The 21,431-nt window shown below is 43.8% G+C and carries 20 protein-coding genes and 1 pseudogene; all 21 read right to left on the reverse strand.

Features of this window, described 5'->3' with window-relative positions; genetic code table 11:
* Window positions 1-6 precede the first annotated feature (6 nt).
* Window positions 7-1,065, reverse strand: a complete 1,059-nt coding sequence (recA, locus tag ACX4JR_RS11040; protein ID WP_476060539.1) for a recombinase RecA — start codon at window positions 1,063-1,065, stop codon at window positions 7-9.
* A gap of 100 nt (window positions 1,066-1,165) precedes the next feature.
* Window positions 1,166-2,404 carry a competence/damage-inducible protein A gene (locus ACX4JR_RS11045; protein WP_476058110.1) on the reverse strand — a complete coding sequence of 413 codons (1,239 nt, stop codon included), beginning with the start codon at window positions 2,402-2,404 and terminating at the stop codon, window positions 1,166-1,168.
* Between the two features lie 136 nt (window positions 2,405-2,540).
* A complete protein-coding gene (locus ACX4JR_RS11050; RefSeq protein WP_476058111.1) occupies window positions 2,541-4,019 on the reverse strand; it encodes an AAA family ATPase in 1,479 nt (492 codons plus the stop codon).
* 21 nt (window positions 4,020-4,040) lie between these two features.
* The gene (locus tag ACX4JR_RS11055) at window positions 4,041-4,574 is read right to left on the reverse strand and encodes a hypothetical protein (RefSeq protein ID WP_476058112.1); all 534 of its coding nucleotides are present in this window, start codon (window positions 4,572-4,574) and stop codon (window positions 4,041-4,043) included.
* A 127-nt stretch (window positions 4,575-4,701) separates the two neighbouring features.
* A complete protein-coding gene (gene pgsA, locus ACX4JR_RS11060; RefSeq protein ID WP_476058113.1) occupies window positions 4,702-5,247 on the reverse strand; it encodes a CDP-diacylglycerol--glycerol-3-phosphate 3-phosphatidyltransferase in 546 nt (181 codons plus the stop codon).
* Window positions 5,231-6,574: a 30S ribosomal protein S12 methylthiotransferase RimO gene (gene rimO, locus ACX4JR_RS11065; protein WP_476058114.1), complete on the reverse strand. Its 1,344-nt coding sequence runs from the start codon at window positions 6,572-6,574 to the stop codon at window positions 5,231-5,233. Before rimO ends, pgsA begins: the two co-directional genes overlap by 17 nt.
* Window positions 6,575-6,690: 116 nt before the next feature.
* Window positions 6,691-7,455: a helix-turn-helix domain-containing protein gene (locus ACX4JR_RS11070; RefSeq protein ID WP_476060540.1), complete on the reverse strand. Its 765-nt coding sequence runs from the start codon at window positions 7,453-7,455 to the stop codon at window positions 6,691-6,693.
* A complete protein-coding gene (mnmH, locus tag ACX4JR_RS11075) occupies window positions 7,346-8,539 on the reverse strand; it encodes a tRNA 2-selenouridine(34) synthase MnmH (protein WP_476060541.1) in 1,194 nt (397 codons plus the stop codon). The genes ACX4JR_RS11070 and mnmH overlap by 110 nt, the downstream gene beginning before the upstream one ends.
* A 118-nt stretch (window positions 8,540-8,657) precedes the next feature.
* Window positions 8,658-10,871 (reverse strand): DNA translocase FtsK, encoded by a 2,214-nt coding sequence (locus tag ACX4JR_RS11080; RefSeq protein WP_476058115.1) that lies wholly within the window; start codon window positions 10,869-10,871, stop codon window positions 8,658-8,660.
* Between the two features lie 88 nt (window positions 10,872-10,959).
* Complete coding sequence (locus tag ACX4JR_RS11085) at window positions 10,960-11,742, reverse strand: undecaprenyl-diphosphate phosphatase (RefSeq protein WP_476058116.1); 783 nt, start codon at window positions 11,740-11,742, stop codon at window positions 10,960-10,962.
* A gap of 151 nt (window positions 11,743-11,893) precedes the next feature.
* Window positions 11,894-12,084 (reverse strand): annotated as a pseudogene (locus ACX4JR_RS11090) (transposase); the annotation flags it as partial.
* Between the two features lie 181 nt (window positions 12,085-12,265).
* A complete protein-coding gene (locus tag ACX4JR_RS11095) occupies window positions 12,266-12,484 on the reverse strand; it encodes a YlzJ-like family protein (RefSeq protein WP_476058117.1) in 219 nt (72 codons plus the stop codon).
* Window positions 12,481-13,287: a ClpP family protease gene (locus ACX4JR_RS11100; protein WP_476058118.1), complete on the reverse strand. Its 807-nt coding sequence runs from the start codon at window positions 13,285-13,287 to the stop codon at window positions 12,481-12,483. The genes ACX4JR_RS11095 and ACX4JR_RS11100 overlap by 4 nt, the downstream gene beginning before the upstream one ends.
* A 140-nt stretch (window positions 13,288-13,427) precedes the next feature.
* Window positions 13,428-15,092 (reverse strand): ribonuclease J, encoded by a 1,665-nt coding sequence (locus ACX4JR_RS11105; RefSeq protein ID WP_476058119.1) that lies wholly within the window; start codon window positions 15,090-15,092, stop codon window positions 13,428-13,430.
* 286 nt (window positions 15,093-15,378) lie between these two features.
* Window positions 15,379-16,263 (reverse strand): 4-hydroxy-tetrahydrodipicolinate synthase, encoded by an 885-nt coding sequence (gene dapA, locus ACX4JR_RS11110; protein ID WP_476058120.1) that lies wholly within the window; start codon window positions 16,261-16,263, stop codon window positions 15,379-15,381.
* 32 nt (window positions 16,264-16,295) lie between these two features.
* Complete coding sequence (gene dapG / locus ACX4JR_RS11115; protein WP_476058121.1) at window positions 16,296-17,522, reverse strand: aspartate kinase; 1,227 nt, start codon at window positions 17,520-17,522, stop codon at window positions 16,296-16,298.
* A 3-nt stretch (window positions 17,523-17,525) separates the two neighbouring features.
* Window positions 17,526-18,545 carry an aspartate-semialdehyde dehydrogenase gene (locus ACX4JR_RS11120; protein ID WP_476058122.1) on the reverse strand — a complete coding sequence of 340 codons (1,020 nt, stop codon included), beginning with the start codon at window positions 18,543-18,545 and terminating at the stop codon, window positions 17,526-17,528.
* A gap of 70 nt (window positions 18,546-18,615) precedes the next feature.
* Window positions 18,616-19,200: a dipicolinate synthase subunit B gene (locus ACX4JR_RS11125; RefSeq protein WP_476058123.1), complete on the reverse strand. Its 585-nt coding sequence runs from the start codon at window positions 19,198-19,200 to the stop codon at window positions 18,616-18,618.
* Window positions 19,201-19,227: 27 nt separating this feature from the next.
* Window positions 19,228-20,115: a dipicolinate synthase subunit DpsA gene (gene dpsA / locus ACX4JR_RS11130; protein WP_476058124.1), complete on the reverse strand. Its 888-nt coding sequence runs from the start codon at window positions 20,113-20,115 to the stop codon at window positions 19,228-19,230.
* Window positions 20,116-20,202: 87 nt separating this feature from the next.
* A complete protein-coding gene (gene dapB / locus ACX4JR_RS11135) occupies window positions 20,203-21,006 on the reverse strand; it encodes a 4-hydroxy-tetrahydrodipicolinate reductase (protein WP_476060542.1) in 804 nt (267 codons plus the stop codon).
* Between the two features lie 240 nt (window positions 21,007-21,246).
* A complete protein-coding gene (locus ACX4JR_RS11140) occupies window positions 21,247-21,429 on the reverse strand; it encodes a hypothetical protein (protein WP_476058125.1) in 183 nt (60 codons plus the stop codon).
* Window positions 21,430-21,431: the final 2 nt, after the last annotated feature.

Here is a 21,431-nt window from a genome sequence, read left to right on the forward strand (position 1 = left end):
CACCGGTCATCTTTTTCTCTCTTTCAGTTCCACCTTCTCTTCTTTTACGTGAGCAACTTCCATTATATTCACCCCGCCCATGTTCAATGCTTGCCGGGCCTTCTTTTCAATTTCATTGGTAAGCTCCGGGTGTTGGCGTAAAAATTCCTTCACATTTTCCCTTCCTTGTCCCAGTCTTTCTTCCCCGTAAGAGAACCAAGCTCCGCTTTTATTAATTATATTTAATTGAACTGCAACATCTAAAATACTTCCCTCCCTGGAAATGCCGGTTCCGTACATGATATCAAATTCAGCTTGCTTGAAAGGAGGAGCCACTTTATTTTTTACAACCTTAACCCGGGTTCTGTTTCCGATTATTTCTGTACCTTGCTTTAAAGGTTCAACCTTTCGTACTTCCAGTCTTAAAGAAGAATAAAACTTAAGCGCTCTCCCGCCAGTAGTGGTTTCCGGATTTCCAAACATTACCCCGACCTTTTCACGCAATTGGTTAATAAAAATGGCAATACAGCGGGATTTACTAATGACACCTGTAAGCTTACGTAATGCCTGAGACATTAACCGGGCCTGCAGCCCCACATGGGAATCGCCCATTTCACCTTCAATTTCCGCCCTGGGAACCAGGGCGGCCACACTATCCACCACCACCACATCCAGAGCTCCACTACGTACCAGTACTTCAGCTATCTCCAAAGCTTGTTCCCCGGTATCAGGCTGCGAAACCAGCAGGTTTTCGATGTCAACTCCAATCTTTTTGGCATAAGTAGCATCGAGGGCATGCTCTGCATCAATAAAGGCTGCCATACCACCCATTTTTTGGGCCTCGGCAATAATATGCAAGGCAACGGTGGTTTTGCCGGAGGACTCAGGGCCAAATATCTCAATTACTCTTCCCCTGGGAACTCCCCCCACCCCCAAAGCTACATCCAGAGCCAGTGACCCCGTGGGAATTACTTCAACATTCATCTTGCCGGCATTTTCACCCAGCCTCATTACAGAACCTTTACCATACTGCTTTTCAATTTGGGAAAGGGCAGCCTCCAACGCCTTTTGCTTGTCATTATCAATAGCCAACATGTATACCTCCCGAAAAACACTTGTTCGAAGTAAATTTTAATGCTTGTTACAGCCAGTTGTCAATAATTAGTTAAATAAAATTATTAAGTTGCTATTGAGCAAGTAAGTAAAGCCTAATCATATTTAACCCGGCATTAGCGGCTCCCCAACGGACCCCGTGCCTTTGTCCAGGAAACCGAAACTCTCGGCAGCAAGTACCATCGGAGGCAGCCAGGGCAATATAAACCAAGCCTACGGGCTTTTGAGGAGTTCCCCCCAAAGGCCCCGCAATACCGGTCACAGCCAACCCCAGGCTTGACCCTGTTACTTGACAAATGCCTTCAGCCATGGCTATTGCAGTTTGCCGGCTTACAGCACCATGAGTTTGGAGGATTTCTGAAGGAACTCCCAGTAACTTGGTTTTTATGGAATTATCATAAGCCACTATACCTCCCATAAAATACCGGGAACTTCCAGGGACATCAGTAAGCCGCTTGGCAATCAATCCTCCGGTACAAGATTCAGCCACGGCAATGGAAACTTTCTTTTCCGCAAGGAGATTACCTACTATTTCTTCCAAGACTTCATCATCCGTACCAAATATGTAGCCTGCCATACGGTTTCTTACTTTGTCGGCCAATTCATTAACCATAGCCTTTGCCTTAGTAATTTCAGATGACCGGGCACTTATTCGAACGTGAACTTCCCCTGGTTTGGCAATGTAAGCAAGGCCGGGATTTCCCTGTCCTCCTATGTTGGCTAATCTCTCTTGAACGGCAGATTCTGAAATGCCGGTTAATTTAAATACTTTGGAAAAAGTTACTTCTCCCTTTGGTCCCAGGTTGACCAGGTAAGGTTCCACGGAATTTTCAAATATTGAACGCAATTCCCGTGGGGGCCCCGGCAACATGAAAATAATTCGGCCTTCATGCTCAAGCATTATTCCCGGAGCAGAGCCTTCAAAATTGGGCAATGCCTTTGCACCTTTAGGGATATATGCTTGCTTAATCACAATTTCCGGCATAATAACGCCCCTGCGGCTAAAAAACTCCCGCATTGAATTTAAAGCGCCCTCATCAAGAACCATTTCCAACCCCAATAAATCTGCAACTGTTTCCTTGGTAATGTCATCAGTTGTCGGCCCCAACCCCCCAGTAGTTATAATAAGATCTGATTTTTTAAAGACCTGGTAAAAAACTTCTTTGAGATTGTTCGAATTATCACCAACCACTATATGCATAATTACTTCAATACCCAGGGCGGATAATTTACGCCCCAAATATTGCCCGTGAGTATTGGCAACTTGTCCGAGCAATAGTTCGGTACCGGTAAAAATAAGCCCAGCACGCACCTCAAACACCTCATTTCCAATTGATAATTTCTTTTCGGGAAAGAAAAACTGCCCAATAAAGGTTATTAAAGGCCGCAAAAGCCAGCATTCCATTATTGTACGATGCTGACCAATTGCGACCACAGCTAAATTATCATCAGGCAACTTGCTTGGCAATGATTGAACGGAAATGTTCGCCGGATATTCTCTCCTTTTGTAACAACAAGTTAACAACTTCATTTAAAGCTACTTCATTTTGCTTAAGGTAGTTCCGAACTCGCTCTTCTTGTTCCCGGATAATCTTATTTATTATGCGGAAACGCGTCCCTATTGGAACTATATCCATGGATACTACTCCCAATTCAGACATTCCCGACTTAATAATTTGCTCTGCCATTTTGACCGCCTGCTCAAAATCATTGGATGCACCAGTACTTCTATTACCCAGTACAATATCCTCCGCCAGTGCGCCGGCAAGCATTATTGCTATTTGGTTCTCCAAGTATTGACGGGTATGGAGGTAGCTATCATCTTCCGAGGTTTGACGTACATATCCTAGTGCTTTTCCTCTGGGAGTAATGGTCAAGGTAGAAACCGAGCCAGCACGAACATGTTCACTCATTAAGGCGTGACCGGTCTCATGAATGGCCACCCTGCGTAATTCTTCCCTCGAAGGCTTTCGGTTCAATTTATCCCCCATCATTACTTTGTCCACCGCTTCATGAAAATGTTTATGACTTATTTCAGTACACCCTTCCCGCATGGCCAAAATGGCAGCTTCATTGGCAACGCTCTCTAAATGAGCTCCGCTAAAGCCAAAAGTTTCCTTGGCAATACTTTCCAGACACACATTCTTTGCCAAAGGCTTATTTCTGGTATGCAGCCTTAAAATTTCCAGCCGACCATTCTTATCAGGAAGGTCCACGGTTACCTGCCGGTCAAAACGTCCCGGCCGGAGCAATGCAGGATCCAACATATCCACCCTGTTTGTGGCTGCTATTACCAATATACGCACCCCGTCATCTATTTTTAAACCATCCATCTCAACAAGTAATTGATTTAAAGTTTGGTCATATTCATGATGACTGGCATTCTGCCCCCGCTTTCCACCAAGGATGTCAATCTCGTCAATAAATATCACTGCATTATTTTTTCTCTGCCGTATAGCCCCTTCCCTTGCCGACTTAAATAATTGCCTCACCCTTTGGGCCCCGACTCCGGCATACATTTCTATAAATTCGGAACCACTGCAAGAAACAAAAACAGCATCTGTATAATTGGCGGCAGCCCTGGCCATTAATGTTTTGCCGGTTCCCGGGGGGCCGGTAAGCAATATCCCCTTCAAAGGCCGAATCCCTAATCTTTTCACTTCTTCATGGTTCCGAATGAACTCTAAGGCTTCTTTAAGCTCATTAATTGCTGAGGATTGTCCTCCAATATCGGAAAAAGAAACCTCTTGCCTTGAACCCGGTTGTACATAATTGAAGCTTTTACCGAACATCCCCCTGGAACGGGTCATAAGGTATAATAATACACCGGCTGCCCCCAGGAAAATTATGGGTATTATATCATATCCTACTATGGCCAAAAATATTATCGCAGCCAGTCCGAGACCAACGCTGATTTCTTTAATCATAATTTATTCCCTCCCCGGCCGTTACGGAATACATCCCGGGTTTCTATTGTTGCGGGGAATAACTTCATATAGGTAATGGTTCCCATGTTCCATTTGCAGGTAAATATTCCGGGAACCCACATAAATTTTTGCCCTCCCCCTCACAGCTTCAGCTGAATCATGAACAACATCAGCCATTTCTCTAAAGTTACCCCGGATAATGGCTTCATGAATAACGAACTGACTATTATAATAAGCTTCCTGCAAAGCAGAATCCGGGTTATCAATTAAATCGATGCGGAATGCACGTTCATTCACAATCCTTCGGACTATATTATTAATCTTCTGATATTCCTCCATAAGATTATCAGGATTACTTAATTTCAACTTTATAACCAGTACCTCATCATCGTCATTTATTGAATAATCCGCTACGGTATCCACTTCCTCCAGCGCTTGTTCGAGAGGCTTCTGGTAATTGTACTTATTATAGGCCCATTGGCCTCCTAAAAGGACGGTTAGCCCCACTATTAAAGCAAGGAGAACAATGGGTATCCTGAAGCCGTGCCACTGCATTATACCATCCTTCCCTCACCAACTCAAGGCAGCTGAAATGCAAATTGGGAGAAGCTTATATGTTATACAACTCATAATTATAACACAAAACCCCATTGATACATTAGGTAACTGTTGGTATAACAAATTAATTCTCTTCCTTGTTAAGTAAAACCCATCCCTTTTGAAAGTAGTCAACCCCTGACCAAACGGTAAAAATAACAGCCACCCCCATGGCAATATTTCCAAAGGGAATATTTACCAGGTTGAAGGGATAATCACGTAAAAACATGGCCACTATAGCCACAATTTGAGAAATAGTCTTAATTTTCCCTAACCAACTGGCTGCAATTACAACATTCTCCCCTGCCGCCACAGAACGGAGGCCTGTTACGGCAAACTCTCTGCCAATAATCAAAACCGCAATCCATCCCGACAAGCGCCCCAGTTCCACCAGGGCGATGAGGGCAGCAGAAATCAATAACTTATCGGCCAAAGGATCCAATAACTTCCCTAACCTGGTAACCAACTTTTGCTTACGGGCAATATAACCATCCAGCCCGTCGGTACAGGCAGCGAGAATAAAAACTCCCGCGGCAACATAATCGCCGTATGGAACTTTTAAGGAAACAACTACTAAAAACACAGGCACAAGAAAAATCCTTGCAAGGGACAGCTTATTTGGCAAATTCATGGACTAACTCTCCTGTAAGATCATATTCGTCGGCCTGAATTATCCGTACTGGAACCAATAAGCCGGGTGTAAGACACCGGGAAGAAGTAAAAAATACCTGTCCGTCTATTTCAGGTGCATCGGCCTGGGTGCGTCCTACGTACATCTGACGGGTTTCATCAAATCTTTCTACCAAAACCTCAACCATCTGTCCTAATTTAGCCTGGTTATTGGTATACGATATCCGTTGCTGAAGTAACATTGCTTCCTGTACCCTGGCCTGCTTTATATCTTCCGGAACCTGGTAGGACATTGATGCCGCAGGAGTATCTTCTTCCCTGGAATAGGCAAAAACTCCCGCCCTTTCAAACTTAACCTCTTCCATAAATTCCAGGAGTTCTTTAAAATCAGCCTCTGTTTCTCCTGGAAAACCCACTATAAAAGTGGTGCGCAAGGACAAGTCAGGAATAGAAGACCGTAATTTATCAATTAAGCGTAAAGCATCTTCCTTACTTCCCCTACGGTTCATTCTCCGTAACATTGCGTTACTGGCATGCTGCAAGGGCAAATCAATGTATTTACAGATTTTATTTTCCTGGGCAATCACTTCTATTAAGTCTTCCGTAACATTGGTTGGATAACAGTACATAACTCGTAACCATTCATATCCCTCCACGGAAACCAAATGACGTAAAAGTTCTGCCAGCTTATAATCTCCATAAATATCCAATCCGTAACGGGTAGTCTCCTGCGCAACCAGGATAATTTCCTTAACCCCATCCTCGGAAAGTTTCTGCACCTCATTAATGATAGCCTCCATAGGTCTACTCCGGTAGGGGCCTTTTATATAGGGAATGACACAATATGAACAATAATTAACGCAACCTTCTGCTATCTTAACATAAGCTGTAGGGGAAGTTTCCAATGGAACCCTTATGCGGTAATCTTCATGCAGGGAATTCTTATTATCTATTGTTAGAACCCTTTCACCACTAAGTATCCTTCTCACAATTTGGGCAACATTGGCAACCTCATTGGTACCCATAACCCCATCTATCTCAGGCATTTCCTTTAACAATTCCCTGCCGTACCGCTGGGAAAGACACCCAGCCACCAGTATATAGGGCCTATTTCCTCCTTTTTTAAGGCGGGCCATATCAAAAATGACTTCAATGGACTCCTCTTTGGCAGCGGTAATAAAACCACAAGTATTAACTATTATCACATCGGCTTCTACAGCTTCATCTACAATCTCAAAACCTTCTTCCTTTAGAAAGCCTAACATAAGTTCAGTATCAACTGTATTTTTAGGACAGCCTAGACTTATGGTTCCAACCTTAATACCCATAATTTCACCTTTTATTGCTATGTTTTTAACAAATTTAATATACTTTAGCTTTTATGCCGTGTCAAAATGTCTATCACCACATTGCCGGGGGATTTACCCCCCGGCATAATCTTAACCTAAGAATCAGTTGTTTTTTCGGCCCAAAAAGTTTCTTCCACAACTTGTCCTTTTCCTCCCAGGTAACCTTTATCTTCACCGTTCACTTTAACCTTTATAGCACCCGCGTTGCCAAGACGCAGCTTAATACTTTCCCGCCCGGAAAATTCTTTTTTCTCACCGGGAACAATAAAACCCTCTTGGACCACATTTCCATCCACTACTACCCGCATCCAGGAACGACCTTCGGCACTGAGAACCAAATTTACCCTCTCAGGATCCGCCGAATTTTTTATTTCGTTATCTTTAGCAGTTTCAGTAGATTGCAAGTCATTATTCAAAATTGGCTTATTGGTTTTGGACTGGTCCGTTATTACATTATTTTCTTTTCCTTTGAAAATCTCGTTCCCTGTTTCATTGGCGTTACCAAACAGCCCTGAAAATAGCATTATAATTCCTGCAAATAAAAACACCCCTAATACAGCTATTAGAACATAATGCCGTCCAGGTGTTCCTTTTGTAATTGATGCTCGTACGTTATTCTGCTTAAAATTTTCGTTTTCCTGTAAAGCCACGTAATTATTATATTGTTCAACTAAAGCCTCACCATCTAATCCTAAAAACCGGGCATAATTTCTTAAAAACCCGCGAACGTATACTTTCCCCGGAAGAATTTCAAAATTCTCCTGTTCCAAAGCATTCAGATATTTCTTCCTTATTTTGGTCTCCTTCTCCGCAACTTCCAAGGATATACCTTGTCTTTCCCGCGCCGTTCTTAAGGTCACTCCAATATCCATCCAACGCACCTCCCCGAGAAAGTGAGTCGCCATACTCAGGCAGCCGGCAAATAAACGTCTTTAATTGCTCAACAGCCTTGGGAATATCCGTAGTATCCAAACAAAGATCATATTCATCGCTGGAGGCATGGGGATAACCGTATAACGGATCATAATAGTCGGTAAGCAAAAAGCGTATAACATGCTCAATTTTTCCTTTTTCAATTTCCTCATTAAGCTCTGTAACTTTTTTCCGACCAAGATATTTGGTCAAGCGGCTTATTGCCCTTTGCAGGCTTTGGACGGCATCAGCGCCTTGGGCGGCATAAATTTGTCTAATCCTGTTTACCCGGCTCTCCATGGAAGCGTAAAGAAGCACATTATACCCTTCTTTCATGGTATGCATCACTGATTGAGGAACCAAAAGATTGCCCAATCGCCTGCTTTCACATTCAACCACAAAAACACCGAACCGCTCCGCTTTTCTTAATTCTTCCACAATCAACGCTTCAAACATCTTTTGGCTGGGAGAAGGAGGCATACCAATTTTCCCAAAAACCGATCCCCTGTGACGGGCCAGACCCTCCAAGTCTAAAACAGGAATCCCCTTCTCGGCCAGTAATTCAATAATTTCAGTTTTACCGACACCGGTAAGTCCATGTAATACAACGGCTTTTAAAGGAAGGGATTCCTGCTCAAGGTAATTCCTTACAAAACCGCGGTAAGCCTTAAACCCTCCTACCACCCTGTAAACTTTAAATCCCATAAAGCCCAGGATGTTGGCCATAAATAAACTCCGTTCACCGCCCCTCCAGCAAAACAGCACTATAGCCTTTCCTCCAGCCGCCTGCTTGACCGCATTAACTATTGATGGTAGTTTGGGAGATACAATCTCCATGGCCAAATACCTTGCTGCTTCAGGATCTTTTTGTTTATAAGTAATTCCCACAAGGGATCTTTCCACATTATCCAGCAAGGGGATATTTATTGCCCCGGGAACAGTTGCTTGAGCATACTCGCCCGGAGAGCGAACATCCAAAATCACTTTTTCGCTAAGCTTAAAAGCTTCTTCCGCACTGATATCCTTGAACATCAACGTCTAACCTCCATAAGGACATAACGCAAAAAACTACTTTCTTTACTTTTTCCAATCTTTTTGAAGTCATCCTTTCGACAATTACCCCACTTTTCCTTCCCCCTAATATGATTTCTTACCTGCGGGAATTTTTAAAGTTTTTTTCATATTGTTCCATGGTCATTAACACTGCCCTTGGTTTGCTTCCCTCATATCCTCCCACGATCCCTTTCCTTTCCATAATATCAATTAAGCGCGCCGCCCGGGCATACCCAATACGTAATCTCCGTTGCAACATGGATATAGAGGCCTGACCCGATTCGGTTATAATCCGAACGGCCTCGGAAAAGAGCTCATCCTCAACCGGCTCTTCCTCCCTTGGAAATTCCCCTGCTATAAAACATTCATCATAATCCGGCACACTCTGCTTTTTTAAATAACTTACCAAGTTGTCCACGTCTCGGTCGGAAAGAAAAGCTCCTTGAACCCTTAGGGGCTTAGCAGCTCCCACGGGGTAAAATAACATATCCCCTTTTCCCAACAGTTTTTCCGCCCCACCCATATCCAAAATGGTTCGCGAATCGATTTGAGAAGAAACTGCAAAGGATATCCGCGAGGGAATGTTAGCTTTGATAAGACCGGTAATGACATCCACCGAAGGACGCTGGGTTGCTATTACCAAGTGCATTCCCGCCGCCCTGGACATTTGAGCTAAGCGGGATATAGCATCCTCAACATCTGCCGGGGCTACCATCATTAAGTCCGCCAATTCATCTATAATCACCACGATCAAAGGTAAGGGCAATTCTGTTTTCCTTTTTTCTTTAACCAATATATTATAACGGTAAATATCCCTCACCCCGGCCCTAGCAAAAAGCTCATAGCGATGCTCCATTTCTTTAACTGCCCAGCGGAGGGAAGTAGCCGCTTTTTTCGGGTCGGTAACCACCGGTGACACCAGGTGAGCGATCCCGTTATAATTGGTCAGCTCCACCATTTTAGGGTCGATAATTAAAAATTTTACCTCGTAAGGGGTAGCTTTAAACAAAACACTGGCAATAATAGTATTTAAACATACACTTTTTCCTGAACCGGTTGCCCCTGCAATTAACAGGTGCGGCATTTTCGCTAAGTCTGCAACCACAGGCATTCCAGTTACGTCTTTTCCCAGGGCCAGAGTAAGTTTGGAAGGCGATCGGAAAAATTCCTTGGATTCTATAAGTTCGCGTAAATATACCATAGATATTTCCTTATTAGGCACCTCTATACCCACAGCCGATCTTCCCGGAACAGGCGCCTCAATCCTAACATCCAGGGCGGCCATACTTAAGGCAATATCATCTGCCAAGCCCATAATTCTACTTACTTTAACCCCCGGTGGAGGTTGAATTTCGTAACGGGTAACAGCAGGTCCCCGAACGACTTTACTGACCTTAGCCTTAACCCCAAAACTTTCTAAAGTAGCTTCCAGTTTGCGTACATTTTCATTTATATGTTTTTCTCCCTTGTCATTCTTTAACCTAGAAGGTTTTATAAGGAGATTGGCAGGAGGAAGGCGGTAATTACCCGCCTCTTTTATCTCAGGCTCTACTGATTCATCACCTTCAAAATTCATATCGTCCTCCTGGGAAAAATTCTTGGATACCATTACCGAACCTGATAAATAGGTATCTTTCTCTTCATTTTCGCGTTGATAATCAATGGTAGCTGCCTGTTCCTCAAAATAATCTTCCGCATCATTACCATAATTTAAAATTATCTGGGCCTCTTCTTTCTTTACTGTTTTATTTGGTATCTCTTTTTCGTATAAAAAATCAGACATTTGTTTCCGGCTTTTCTCAATTAAGTTATTTATCCTTTTATAGATAGTAAAAAAGATGGAAGTAAGGGACCTATCGGTTATAATCAATATTCCTATTATAGTCAGGGTAAAAAGTATTAAATAAGCTCCCGTTTTACCAAAGGATTTTTGAAATATGTAACTGGAAAATCCGCCAATTAAACCTCCACCATCACCCTTCATTCCCGCTTGTAGGGCATAGTCTACGGGAATGGGTAGGTGCAACAATGTCAGCCCTGTTAGTAACAATAATAAATAACCGTAAACATTTACAGAATGAGTCTTTCGCCTGTTGTTTCGCAGGAGACTAAATCCTGCAGTACCAATTGCCAGGGGAAATAAATACCTACCCTCACCAGCTAATGCTTTTAAAACCATACTTGTATAATTGGATACTACTCCCATAGAAGGATTTATTAAACACAAAAACACCAATACCGCCAAAGCCAATAAAGATATACCGGCAATTTCCCATTTCATGTTCTTTTGTAATTGATTGGATCTTTTCATTTTAAACCACTCCAATTAACTATTATATACCATATTAACCAATAAATCCCTTCACTTGGAACAAAAAAAAACCGCAATATTGCGGTTTTTACCTAAATATGGCCAATCCCATTACCATTATTCCTATTGCCAGCCGGTACCAAACAAAAATTAAAAAACTATGACTGGATAAATAACGTAAAAGAAATTTTATCGATAAAAAACCTACCACGGCTGAAGTTATAACCCCGAGGATAAAACTTCCGTTTAAATCCGCCATGGATATTTCGGATAACTGACTAACTCCAGCACCAAAAATAATGGGAGTTGAAAGGAGAAAGGAAAATCTAGCTGAAGTTTCCCGGTCTAAATTTAAGAATCTGCCCGCAGTCATGGTAATACCCGCCCTGGACACGCCAGGGATGATGGCAAGAGCCTGGGAAAAACCGATGAACAGACTATCTTTAAGGCTTATGTCTTCCAGGTTCTTTATTGCCTTAGCCCTACTATCAACGATCCAAAGAATTAAACCCATCAGTATAAGCATGGCTCCTATAACCAAAGGCTCGCGAAATACGGTTTCAGCGTAGTCCTCCAACAGGTAGCCCCAAAATGCCCCCGGAATAGTGGCAACCACCAGGTACCAAAAGAGTCGTCCATAAGTGGTACGCCGACCGCGTAAACCATCCACCGCCAAAACGAACCAATCCCGCCAAAAAAAAGAAATAACAGCAAAAAGAGTTCCCATATGTAAGGCCACGTCAAAAGTCAGGCCCGCATAGGGCCAACCCATAAGCCAGGGAATCAATACTAAGTGCGCGGAACTGGATATAGGTAAAAACTCCCCTATTCCCTGAACTATCCCCAGAATAACTGCCTGAAACCACTCCAAAGACCACATCTCCTCTATCTCAATATTTTGCAGTAAAACTTTAATTAGTTTTTCCTTCGTTCAGCATATTGGGGGTGGGTGGGGAACTGGTACTCGTATGCAGGGTCTATGCCCTAATGGAGAGATTACAGGTTCCCCCACCCAAGGTTAAGAACATTACCCTTAAAAGTTTCCAAGCAATGGCAATCAAAGCCTGTTTTTTCTTAAGTGGGTTTTCCTGTCGGTTTTTAAGGTGATGGTACAGGGCTTTAAACTGCGGATTTTTGGCTACCAGAGCAGTGACGCCTGGTATAAAAGGCAGCGCAATCCCGGCCGGCCCCGCTTGGAAATTTTAGTAGGGCCGTATTGCTTCATTCGTTGGGTTTTTTGTGAGTTCTATTTCTTTTTACCAGGAGGTCTTTTTAATGGTCAACTTCGATTCAAATGTACAGAAATGCTCGCAAATTAACCCTTTAAGCCGGAACAATTATATCATATAGCCAAGTCCTTTGACTACATAAAAAACCGCAGCTAAGCTGCGGCCTTAACATTTAAAACTAACAGGGGTACCTGGAGTTAAATGGGGACTTAAATAATCCCGGGGATCCGTACTTAAAAGCTTTAATAGTTTACCTCTTCCCGGCCCTTCCTCCTGGACAAGGACCGGGATACCATTTATTTTCACTTCTCTCTCCTTGGGGTGTTTCATATCTTCCAGCCCATCAAGTACCAGCTCTAATTGCATGGGTGTGTAAAGTATCATCGTACGTGCACCTCTTTACCCCTCTCAATCATTCCTTTTAAAGTTGTTATGGCTTCATTTAACCCGCCCACTGCATCGATAAGACCTACATCCACTGCTTCCTTCCCAATAAGTACGGTGCCAATATCCCGAGCTAATTCACCGGTACGAAACATAAGTTCTCGAAACTTTTCCTCGGAAATATTTGAATGTTGCGTAACGAAACCTACCACTCTATCCTGCATCTTGTCTAAGTATTCATAAGTTTGTGGTACTCCTATAACCAAGCCGTTGAGCCGAATAGGATGAATGGTCATTGAAGCAGTAGGGGCTATAAAGGAAGTGTTTGCCGCTACGGCAATAGGTACCCCTATGGAATGCCCCCCTCCCAGCACCACAGAGACGGTAGGCTTGGACATACTGGCTATCATTTCTGCTATTGCAAGCCCCGCCTCAACGTCACCTCCAACGGTATTTAAAATTATTATTACTCCTTCTACCTCGTTGGATTGTTCCAAAGCTACTAATTGGGGAATAAGATGTTCGTATTTGGTTGTTTTGTTCTGGGGAGGAAGAACCAGGTGCCCTTCAATTTGTCCTACAATACTTAAACAATGGATATTACTGTGAACTTCCGGAACGTTATTGGCACCTAACTCTTTTACAGATTCCATACTGGGCTTAGATTTTCCCGTTACACGGGTACGTCCCGGCTCACCGGGCCTTTCAGTTCGTTCAGGCTCATTACCCCGGTTCGGGTACGGCTCTTGATGACCGGGAACAAACGGAAACAAACCAGGTTGCCACATATACTTTTGAGACATAACATATCCTCTCCTTAAGAATTTCGATTAACCTTTGTCTTTAGTATGCTTGACAATTCAATAAAATAAACAAAAACTCTTTAAGTAAACAGGGGGATGGAATTCGCAGAATTGCGAATTCCATCCCCCTGTTCAGTCATTTATACTTCCATGATAATCGGTAAGATCATAGGCCTTCTCCTGGTTTTTTCATAAAGAAACTTTCCCAATGCATCTCGAATTTGAGATTTTATGACTGACCACTCTGATACTTTTTTGCTTTGGCATTTTTCTAACGCACCCTTAACCCTTTCCTTAACCTCTTCCATTAATTCTTCGGATTCCCTGACATAGACAAACCCTCTGGAAACTATATCGGGGCCTGCCATCACCTCTCCGTTTTTTCGACTAATGGTGACCACCACAATTAATATGCCGTCCTGGGATAATTGCTTCCGATCCCTTAATACAATATTCCCCACATCTCCAACACCGAGACCGTCAACCAATACCCTGCCGGCAGCCACTTTTCCCGCCACCCTGCCAGAGCGTTTTGTAAACTCGAGTACATGACCGTTTTCGGCAACAAAAATGTTATCAGCCGGAATTCCAATTTCCTGTGCCAACTGGGCATGCTTGATAAGCATACGATATTCCCCGTGAATCGGAATAAAAAACTTAGGTTTTACCAGGTTAAGCATTAACTTAAGCTCTTCCTGGCTGGGATGTCCGCTCACATGAATACCCGATACTGCCTCATAAATAACCCGGCCACCTTGTTTGAAAAGCTGGTCGATAACTCGAGCTACCAACTTCTCATTACCCGGAATGGGCGTAGCGGAAATGATAATAGTATCTCCCGGCATTATCTCGACCTGCTTGTGATCACCCGCAGCCATCCTTGTAAGCGCACTCATAGGTTCCCCTTGGCTGCCGGTGGTAAGTATTACCACTTTATGCTTGGGTAAGCGCTTAATCTCTTCCAAATCCACCAGTACACCCTCAGGAATATCCAGGTAACCCAATTCATGGGCTATATTTACTACATTTGCCATACTTCTACCCACCACGGCCACCTTACGATTATAACGGTGAGCAGTTATTATAGCCTGCTGTATACGGTGCACGTTCGACGCAAAGGTGGCGACAAGTATCCTCTCCTGAGCTTGTCTAAATGTAGTGTCAAAAGTATGCCCCACAACCCGCTCGGACATGGTAATGCCGGGCCGTTCCACATTGGTGCTATCGCTTAATAGGACCAAAACACCCCTTTCTCCAAGCTGTGCAAGCCTGTGGAAATCCGTAACTTCACCGTCCACCGGTGTTTGGTCTATCTTAAAATCACCCGTATGAACAATAGTACCGATGGGTGTATGAATGGCCAGTGCCACGGCATCGGGAATACTGTGAGACACCCTTATAAATTCAACTTTAAAGGGCCCCACCTGAACTACATCTCTAGGTTTTACCACATGAAAACGCACCTCGTCGCCGATATTTTGCTCCTTTAACTTAGCCCGCACAATTCCCAAGGTAAGCTTAGTACCGTACACGGGAACATTTATTTCTCTTAATACATATGGCAAAGCCCCGATGTGATCCTCGTGGCCGTGGGTTAAAACAATAGCCCTAATAAGTTCTTTATTTTCTAACAGGTAAGTTATGTCAGGTATTACTACGTCAATGCCAAGCAAATCTTCTTCCGGAAACATTAAACCGCAGTCAACCAATAAAATATTTTCCCCAAATCTCACCGCCATCATATTTTTACCAATTTCTCCCAAACCCCCAAGGGGAATCAGGAATAACTTAGAATCACGAGCCAATTCCCCACCTCCTATAACTGAATACCTAAATATTACGCCTTTAAAAAAGGTGAGACTCAGGAGAAGGGGGGGAAAATATTTGGTTGACCGCAAAGGGAAAGCCGTTCAAAAAACTCCAAACGTAATTATACTTTAAACTAATATAGATAACAAGCCGGACATACCCAATTTAAGATTAGCATATCCAAATAATGGTTTAATAATACAAAATATAAAATAAAAACCACTGAATAAAAAATTAACCACCCCGGGAACTTCCGGAGCGGTTAAGTTTTTACTTTGAACTTTAAAGCAATCCCTGATCGGAAAGAACCTTCTTTAATGTATCTTTTTCAGTTTCATTGGCTTCTACCAAAGGTAACCTAGGAGATCCTACCTGCCAACCCAACAAGTTTAAGGCGGCCTTTACCGGTACAGGATTGGTTGTTATAAACATGGCTTTAAATACCGGAAACAGTTCTATGTGCAGCTTGGTAGCCATAGTGATATTTCCTGAGGTGAAGGCATTAATCATTTCTTTTATTTTAGGGCCCACCACATGCGCCGCTACGCTGATGACTCCTTTGCCACCCAACGCCATTATGGGCAGTGTCATGGAATCATCCCCGCTATATATGGCAAAACTGTCGGGCAGGATACGGCGAAGCTCACTAACTTGATCCAAACTTCCGGATGCCTCTTTTATGGCCACTATGTTTTCTACCTGTGCCAATCTTTTCACGGTAGACGGCAAAATGTTTACCGCGGTGCGGCCAGGTACATTATACAGCATTACCGGCAAGTCAGTACTTTCAGCCACTGTTTTAAAGTGCTGATACAAACCTTCTTGGGAAGGTTTATTATAATATGGTCCGACCAACATTACCCCGTCTACACCGACCTTCTCCGCGGCCCGGGTCAAAGCTACGCTCTCAGCCGTGTTGTTACCACCGGTTCCGGCAATTACTGCCGCCTTGCCTCCCACTTCCTCAACTATAACTCTAAAGAGTTCTATTTTTTCCTCCTTGGTTAAAGTTGGAGACTCCCCGGTAGTACCGGCCACTACCAGCCCTTCAGAACCTGATTCCACCAAATAACGGGCTAATTTTTTTGCCTGGGCATAGTCAACGGAGAGGTCTTTGCCGAACGGGGTTACCATGGCCGTTAAAATTCGACCAAAATCAATGGCCAATTTGTTCACCTTCCTTCCCCATAATTAGGGCATCACTGGGCCAGCAAAAACTGCCTGTGCAATGCCCTTACAGCCTTTTCCATATCTTCCCGCTTGACCAATACCCACACCGTTGTATGGGAATCGTTACATTGTAAAATTTGAATATCTTCTTTAGTCAATGCCTCAACAATATCGGCTATCACTCCGGGCACCCCGGTCATTGCCGCCCCTACACAGGAAACCTTGGCACATCCTTGCACCACTTCCGGCAAAAATCCCGTATTTTCCAGAACTTTAGCTGTTTTATCGGCCAATTCATCTTTTACGGTAAATAACACTACTTCCGGAAGAACATTAATAAAATCAATACTTATACCTGCCAAGGCCACCCCTCTGAACAAGCGTCTCTGATGCTTCAACCCCTTGGCGCCGCTTCCTACCGCAACCTTAAATTGCGAAATACCTGAAATTTGTGCTATACCTGTAATAATTCGGTCTCTGGTTATATCTATAGTACCCTTGTAAACTTCACTGCTGCTAGTCACCAACGTACCGGGACTGTCGGTAAATGTGGAGCGGACCCTTATGGGAATACTTTTTTGGGAAGCTATTTCCACAGCCCGGGGATGTATTACCTTTGCACCTTCATGGGCCAAGTGACATATTTCGTCATAGGTAATTGATTCCAGCGCCCTGGCTTCTTCCACTATTCGGGGGTCAGCGGTCATAATACCTTCAACATCGGTATAAATATCCACGTAAACGGCATCCAGGGCAACACCTAAGGCTGCCGCAGTGGTATCACTGCCCCCGCGACCCAGGGTAGTTATTTCTCCATCCTCGGTTATTCCCTGAAAACCGGCAACCACTACTATATTACCTTCCTGGGCATGCTTTATTACCCGTTGTGGCTGTACCTTTAATATCCTGGCTTCACCATAGGAGCAATCCGTAATAATACCGGCCTGCGCCCCTGTAAGAAACACCGCTTGATGCCCTTTCCTTTGTAAGGTGGCCGCCAAAATTACACCTGAAATAATTTCTCCACAGGACATCAAAAGATCCAGTTCCCTTTGTGGAACATCACGGTAAGTTTGCCGGGCAAAACCCAGCAAGCTGTCAGTGGCATAAGGTTCCCCTTCCCTGCCAATGGCTGAAACAACCACCACCGGCATATAGCCTTCATCTTTGGCTGCAATAATTCTATCTGCAACCCTTTCTCGTAATTCAGGTGAAGCCAGGGAAGTGCCACCAAACTTTTGCACCAGAAACTTCACTATTTATCTCTCCCGAAGGCAACCGTATTTTATAACCAATTCGGCAATTTGTACTGCATTGGTAGCAGCGCCCTTACGGAGCTGATCTGCCACAACCCAAAGATTCAAGCCATTCTCCACGGTATTATCTTCCCTAATCCTGCCAACAAAGATCTCATCTTTATGGGATGTAAACAAAGGCATGGGATATTTATTATTAGCCGGGTCATCTTCAACAATTATGTTGGGAAATGCTTGTAAAACCTCTCTAGCTTCCGCAGCAGTAAGCTTTTTCTTTGTTTCTATGTTAATTGATTCCGAGTGACTCCTGTAGACCGGCACCCTAACCGTAGTGGCGGTAATGGCCATTTTTTCGTCATGCATGATTTTCCGGGTTTCCTTAACCATCTTCCATTCTTCTTTGGTATAATCAAGCTCTTGGAAAACATCAATATGCGGAATAAGATTAAAAGCAATTTGGTACTGGAATTTTTTCGGCTTAACAGCTTCGCCGGCAAGAACGGCCTTGGTTTGTTCCGTCAATTCCTCAATACCCTCGGCACCAGCCCCACTCACGGCTTGGTAAGTGGAAACTACTACCCTTTTTATGCCAGCAGCATCGTGAATAGCCTTTAAAGGTACGGCCATTATAATAGTGGAACAGTTTGGATTGGCGATAATCCCTTTATGCCATTTCACATCTTCCGGATTAACTTCGGGTACTACCAATGGCACTTCCGGGTCAAGACGAAAGTTACTGCTGTTATCAATTACCACCGCGCCCCGCTCCACTGCCGCCGGTCCAAATTCTTTACTGGCGGAACCGCCGGCAAATAGCGCTATATCCATATCATTAAATGAATCCGGTGTAGTTTCTTTCACCACATACTTCTGTCCCCTAAAGCTCATTTCTTTACCGGCGGAACGAGAGGTGGCGCAAAGACGCAGTTTTCCTACGGGAAAGTTGCGTTCTTCCAAAACTTTCAAAATTTCTTTTCCTACCGCCCCGGAGGCGCCCACTACTACAACGTTGTATTGCTTCAAAATGCTTTCCCTCCTTATATTTCTTTTATTGACCCGGACCGACCATTTCCCCTAAAACATTATACTCCTTTCAAAAGGTTTGTAACACAGGCTGGATTTGCTTACCTTGCAGGGCCAACTCTATGGTATCAACTAATAAATTCATCTTGGCTTTTAAAGAATTGGGCTTACCTGTGGGGTTATCCTGACCAAAGGGCACCAGATAAATGTTCTTTGCATTAAGAAGCACTCCTAAGTTTCTTGCATTCATACCCAGTCCGTCATTGGTGGATATGGCCAGTACAACGGGACGCTGATTACGCAAGTGAGCCTTTACAGCCATTAACACGGGGCCGTCTGTAATGGCATTGGCCAGTTTAGCCAGCGTATTCCCCGTACAAGGAGCAACTACCACAACGTCAACCAGCTTTTGAGGCCCAATGGGCTCTGCCCCCACAATAGTATTAATTATGGGAATCTCCGTAATTTCCTGCAATACCTTTTTCCAACGTTCCGCAGTACCAAACCTGGTATCAGTTTGGTCCACGGAAGAACTTATCACAGGATAAATTGCAGCCCCCTCTTTAACTAATTTTTTTATCTCAGGTATTACCTCACCCAAAGTACAATGGGAACCCGTTAACGCAAAACCTATACTAACACCCTTCAGCCGCAATGACAAACACCTCCTACCAAAATCAGCTCAACGGAGGGTTAGTTCCTCGGCTAATAAGCGGGGTATCACCCTGGCCAATATTTGACCTGCAGTCTTCGGAGCCACTTTCCCAGGTAATCCCGGTGCCAGCAGGGCCTCAATCCCTAACCTTTTGGCTGCCTCAAAATCTGTACCGCCCGGTGCGGATGCAAGGTCGATGATTAATACGTCGGTTGGTAAGCGTTCAAGAACCGTTTGGCTTAACACCAGAGCAGGAACGGTATTAAAAATAACGTCTACCTCTCCTGAAAAATTTTCAATTTGGGAATAAGTGACAATTTCTAAACCCATTTCGTAAGCCCGTGCCAGCTGAGAAGGGTTCCGCGCAACTACGGTAGTTTTGGCTCCCATGGCGGATAAAAGCCGGGCCAGGGTAATGCCTGTACGACCAAAACCCAATACCCAGGCCTTACTTCCATGGATAGTTATGGACATTTTTTCCATGGCCAGTTGAATAGCCCCCTCTGCCGAGGGAATGGAATTTAATATGGCCACCTCATCAATCTTCATAACTTCTATTAACCGCAAACCCAACTTTTCTACCAATCTCTTTAGCGAGGCCCTGGCAATTCCTACTATAACGGGGCTCCCTTGGGGGAGTTGGGCCAGCAATTCCTCGGTTAAAAACATTGGCTGCTCTAAGTAGGCCGAATATATTTTTAATTCTTCACTTACTCCGGGAACTGGTAATATTACAGCATTGACCGAATCCATTGCCTCGGAGAGTTGAAGGCAATTAATAATGTTTTCTCCTTCAACCGGCAGCCCCACCACTTTTACAAGAGCACCTTGCTCGGCCAAATGTTGTGCCAGAATTACTTGCCTGGCATCCCCACCCAAAATTGCCAATTTAACCTCGCTTAAGTTAAACTGCATGTTGCTAACCCTCCTACGGCCTTACTGATAACCTAATATATGAAAGGCTTAATCAGGAGGTGCTTGTCATCCTTTGAACTTAAGTGGTCAATCTTCAAAAATTAAGTTTTCTAACCCATATATCATCCCTTTCACATTTATTACTTTTCTTATAGCCATTAAAACACCAGGCATAAATGATTCCCGGGATATGGAATCATGCCTTATTTTAAGAGTCTGACCCAACCCGCCCAGGATAACTTCCTGGTGTGCCACGAGGCCCGGCAGGCGCACACTGTGAATCCTTATACCCCCGTCAAATTGAGCTCCCCTGGCACAAGGTAAATTCTCCACTTCAGTAGGCAATCCCTGCCGAAATTCACTTCGCCTTTGAGCCAAAACTTCAGCTGTTTTAATAGCTGTGCCGGAGGGAGCATCCACCTTTTGGTCGTGATGTAGCTCAATTATTTCCACATGGGGAAAATACTTTACAGCTTCTTCAGCAAATTTAATCATTAACAGGGCACCAATCGCAAAATTCGGGGCAATAATGCAACCCAGGCCCTTTTCTTCCGAAAGTTTACGTATATTATCAAGCTCCGATTTGCTTATACCGGTAGTTCCTACAACCGGCCTTACTCCATGCTCCAGAGCGGTACGAATATTGCCGCCAACCACCTGGGGGTTGGTAAAATCAACCATAACATCGGGCCGTAAATTTTCCAGGGCAGCAGTTAAATCTTGCTGAACCGTTATACCAATCTCTCCGCTACCCATCAAAACTCCGACATCGTCACCAATAAACCTGGTATCCACAGCACCTGCCAATTCCATATCCCTTGCATGCCCAACAGCCTTTAGTACTTCTCTGCCCATTCTACCTGCAGCACCTGCTACTACAACCCTTATCATATATTCCCTGGTTTTCACCTAAAAACTAAACAATAAAATAAGGACCTGTGAAAACCAGTTCTTGCCCCCTTTCCTGTAAGATTATCAAAAAAATTTTTAGCAGATGTTTTTGAAGTTAATTTTCTTATATGAATAAAAGGTTGTCAAGGTAAAACCGGTAAACGTTACTTTTCCCTACCCAAACCGTAGTGTTTGCCCGAGATATAAAAAAGACACCCATAGGTGTCTAACATTAATCTTTTATCCTTTGGGATATTCATTGGCACTACTTTCTTTGAATTCCGGTATTACTCCACCTCCTATTACCTTTTTCGACATATACATGTAATCAGCAGACGGACAACCAGAACTACCTGTTAGAATATAGTACCTGGTATCCGAAAGGAAATTGGAATGACCTTTTATCCTATCCTTCTCTTTCATTT

The sequence above is a fragment of the Desulfofundulus sp. JL263-se genome, assembly GCF_056316025.1.

Coding starts and splice junctions, on each gene's coding strand:
- ACX4JR_RS11050 (WP_476058111.1), bottom strand. CDS start 4,019: ATGATTAAAGAAATCAGCGTTGGTCTCGGACTGGCTGCGATAATATTT.
- ACX4JR_RS11055 (WP_476058112.1), bottom strand. CDS start 4,574: ATGCAGTGGCACGGCTTCAGGATACCCATTGTTCTCCTTGCTTTAATA.
- pgsA (WP_476058113.1), bottom strand. CDS start 5,247: ATGAATTTGCCAAATAAGCTGTCCCTTGCAAGGATTTTTCTTGTGCCT.
- rimO (WP_476058114.1), bottom strand. CDS start 6,574: ATGGGTATTAAGGTTGGAACCATAAGTCTAGGCTGTCCTAAAAATACA.
- mnmH (WP_476060541.1), bottom strand. CDS start 8,539: ATGTTCAAGGATATCAGTGCGGAAGAAGCTTTTAAGCTTAGCGAAAAA.
- ACX4JR_RS11080 (WP_476058115.1), bottom strand. CDS start 10,871: ATGAAAAGATCCAATCAATTACAAAAGAACATGAAATGGGAAATTGCC.
- ACX4JR_RS11095 (WP_476058117.1), bottom strand. CDS start 12,484: ATGATACTTTACACACCCATGCAATTAGAGCTGGTACTTGATGGGCTG.
- ACX4JR_RS11100 (WP_476058118.1), bottom strand. CDS start 13,287: ATGTCTCAAAAGTATATGTGGCAACCTGGTTTGTTTCCGTTTGTTCCC.
- dpsA (WP_476058124.1), bottom strand. CDS start 20,115: ATGCAGTTTAACTTAAGCGAGGTTAAATTGGCAATTTTGGGTGGGGAT.
- dapB (WP_476060542.1), bottom strand. CDS start 21,006: ATGATAAGGGTTGTAGTAGCAGGTGCTGCAGGTAGAATGGGCAGAGAA.
- ACX4JR_RS11140 (WP_476058125.1), bottom strand. CDS start 21,429: ATGAAAGAGAAGGATAGGATAAAAGGTCATTCCAATTTCCTTTCGGAT.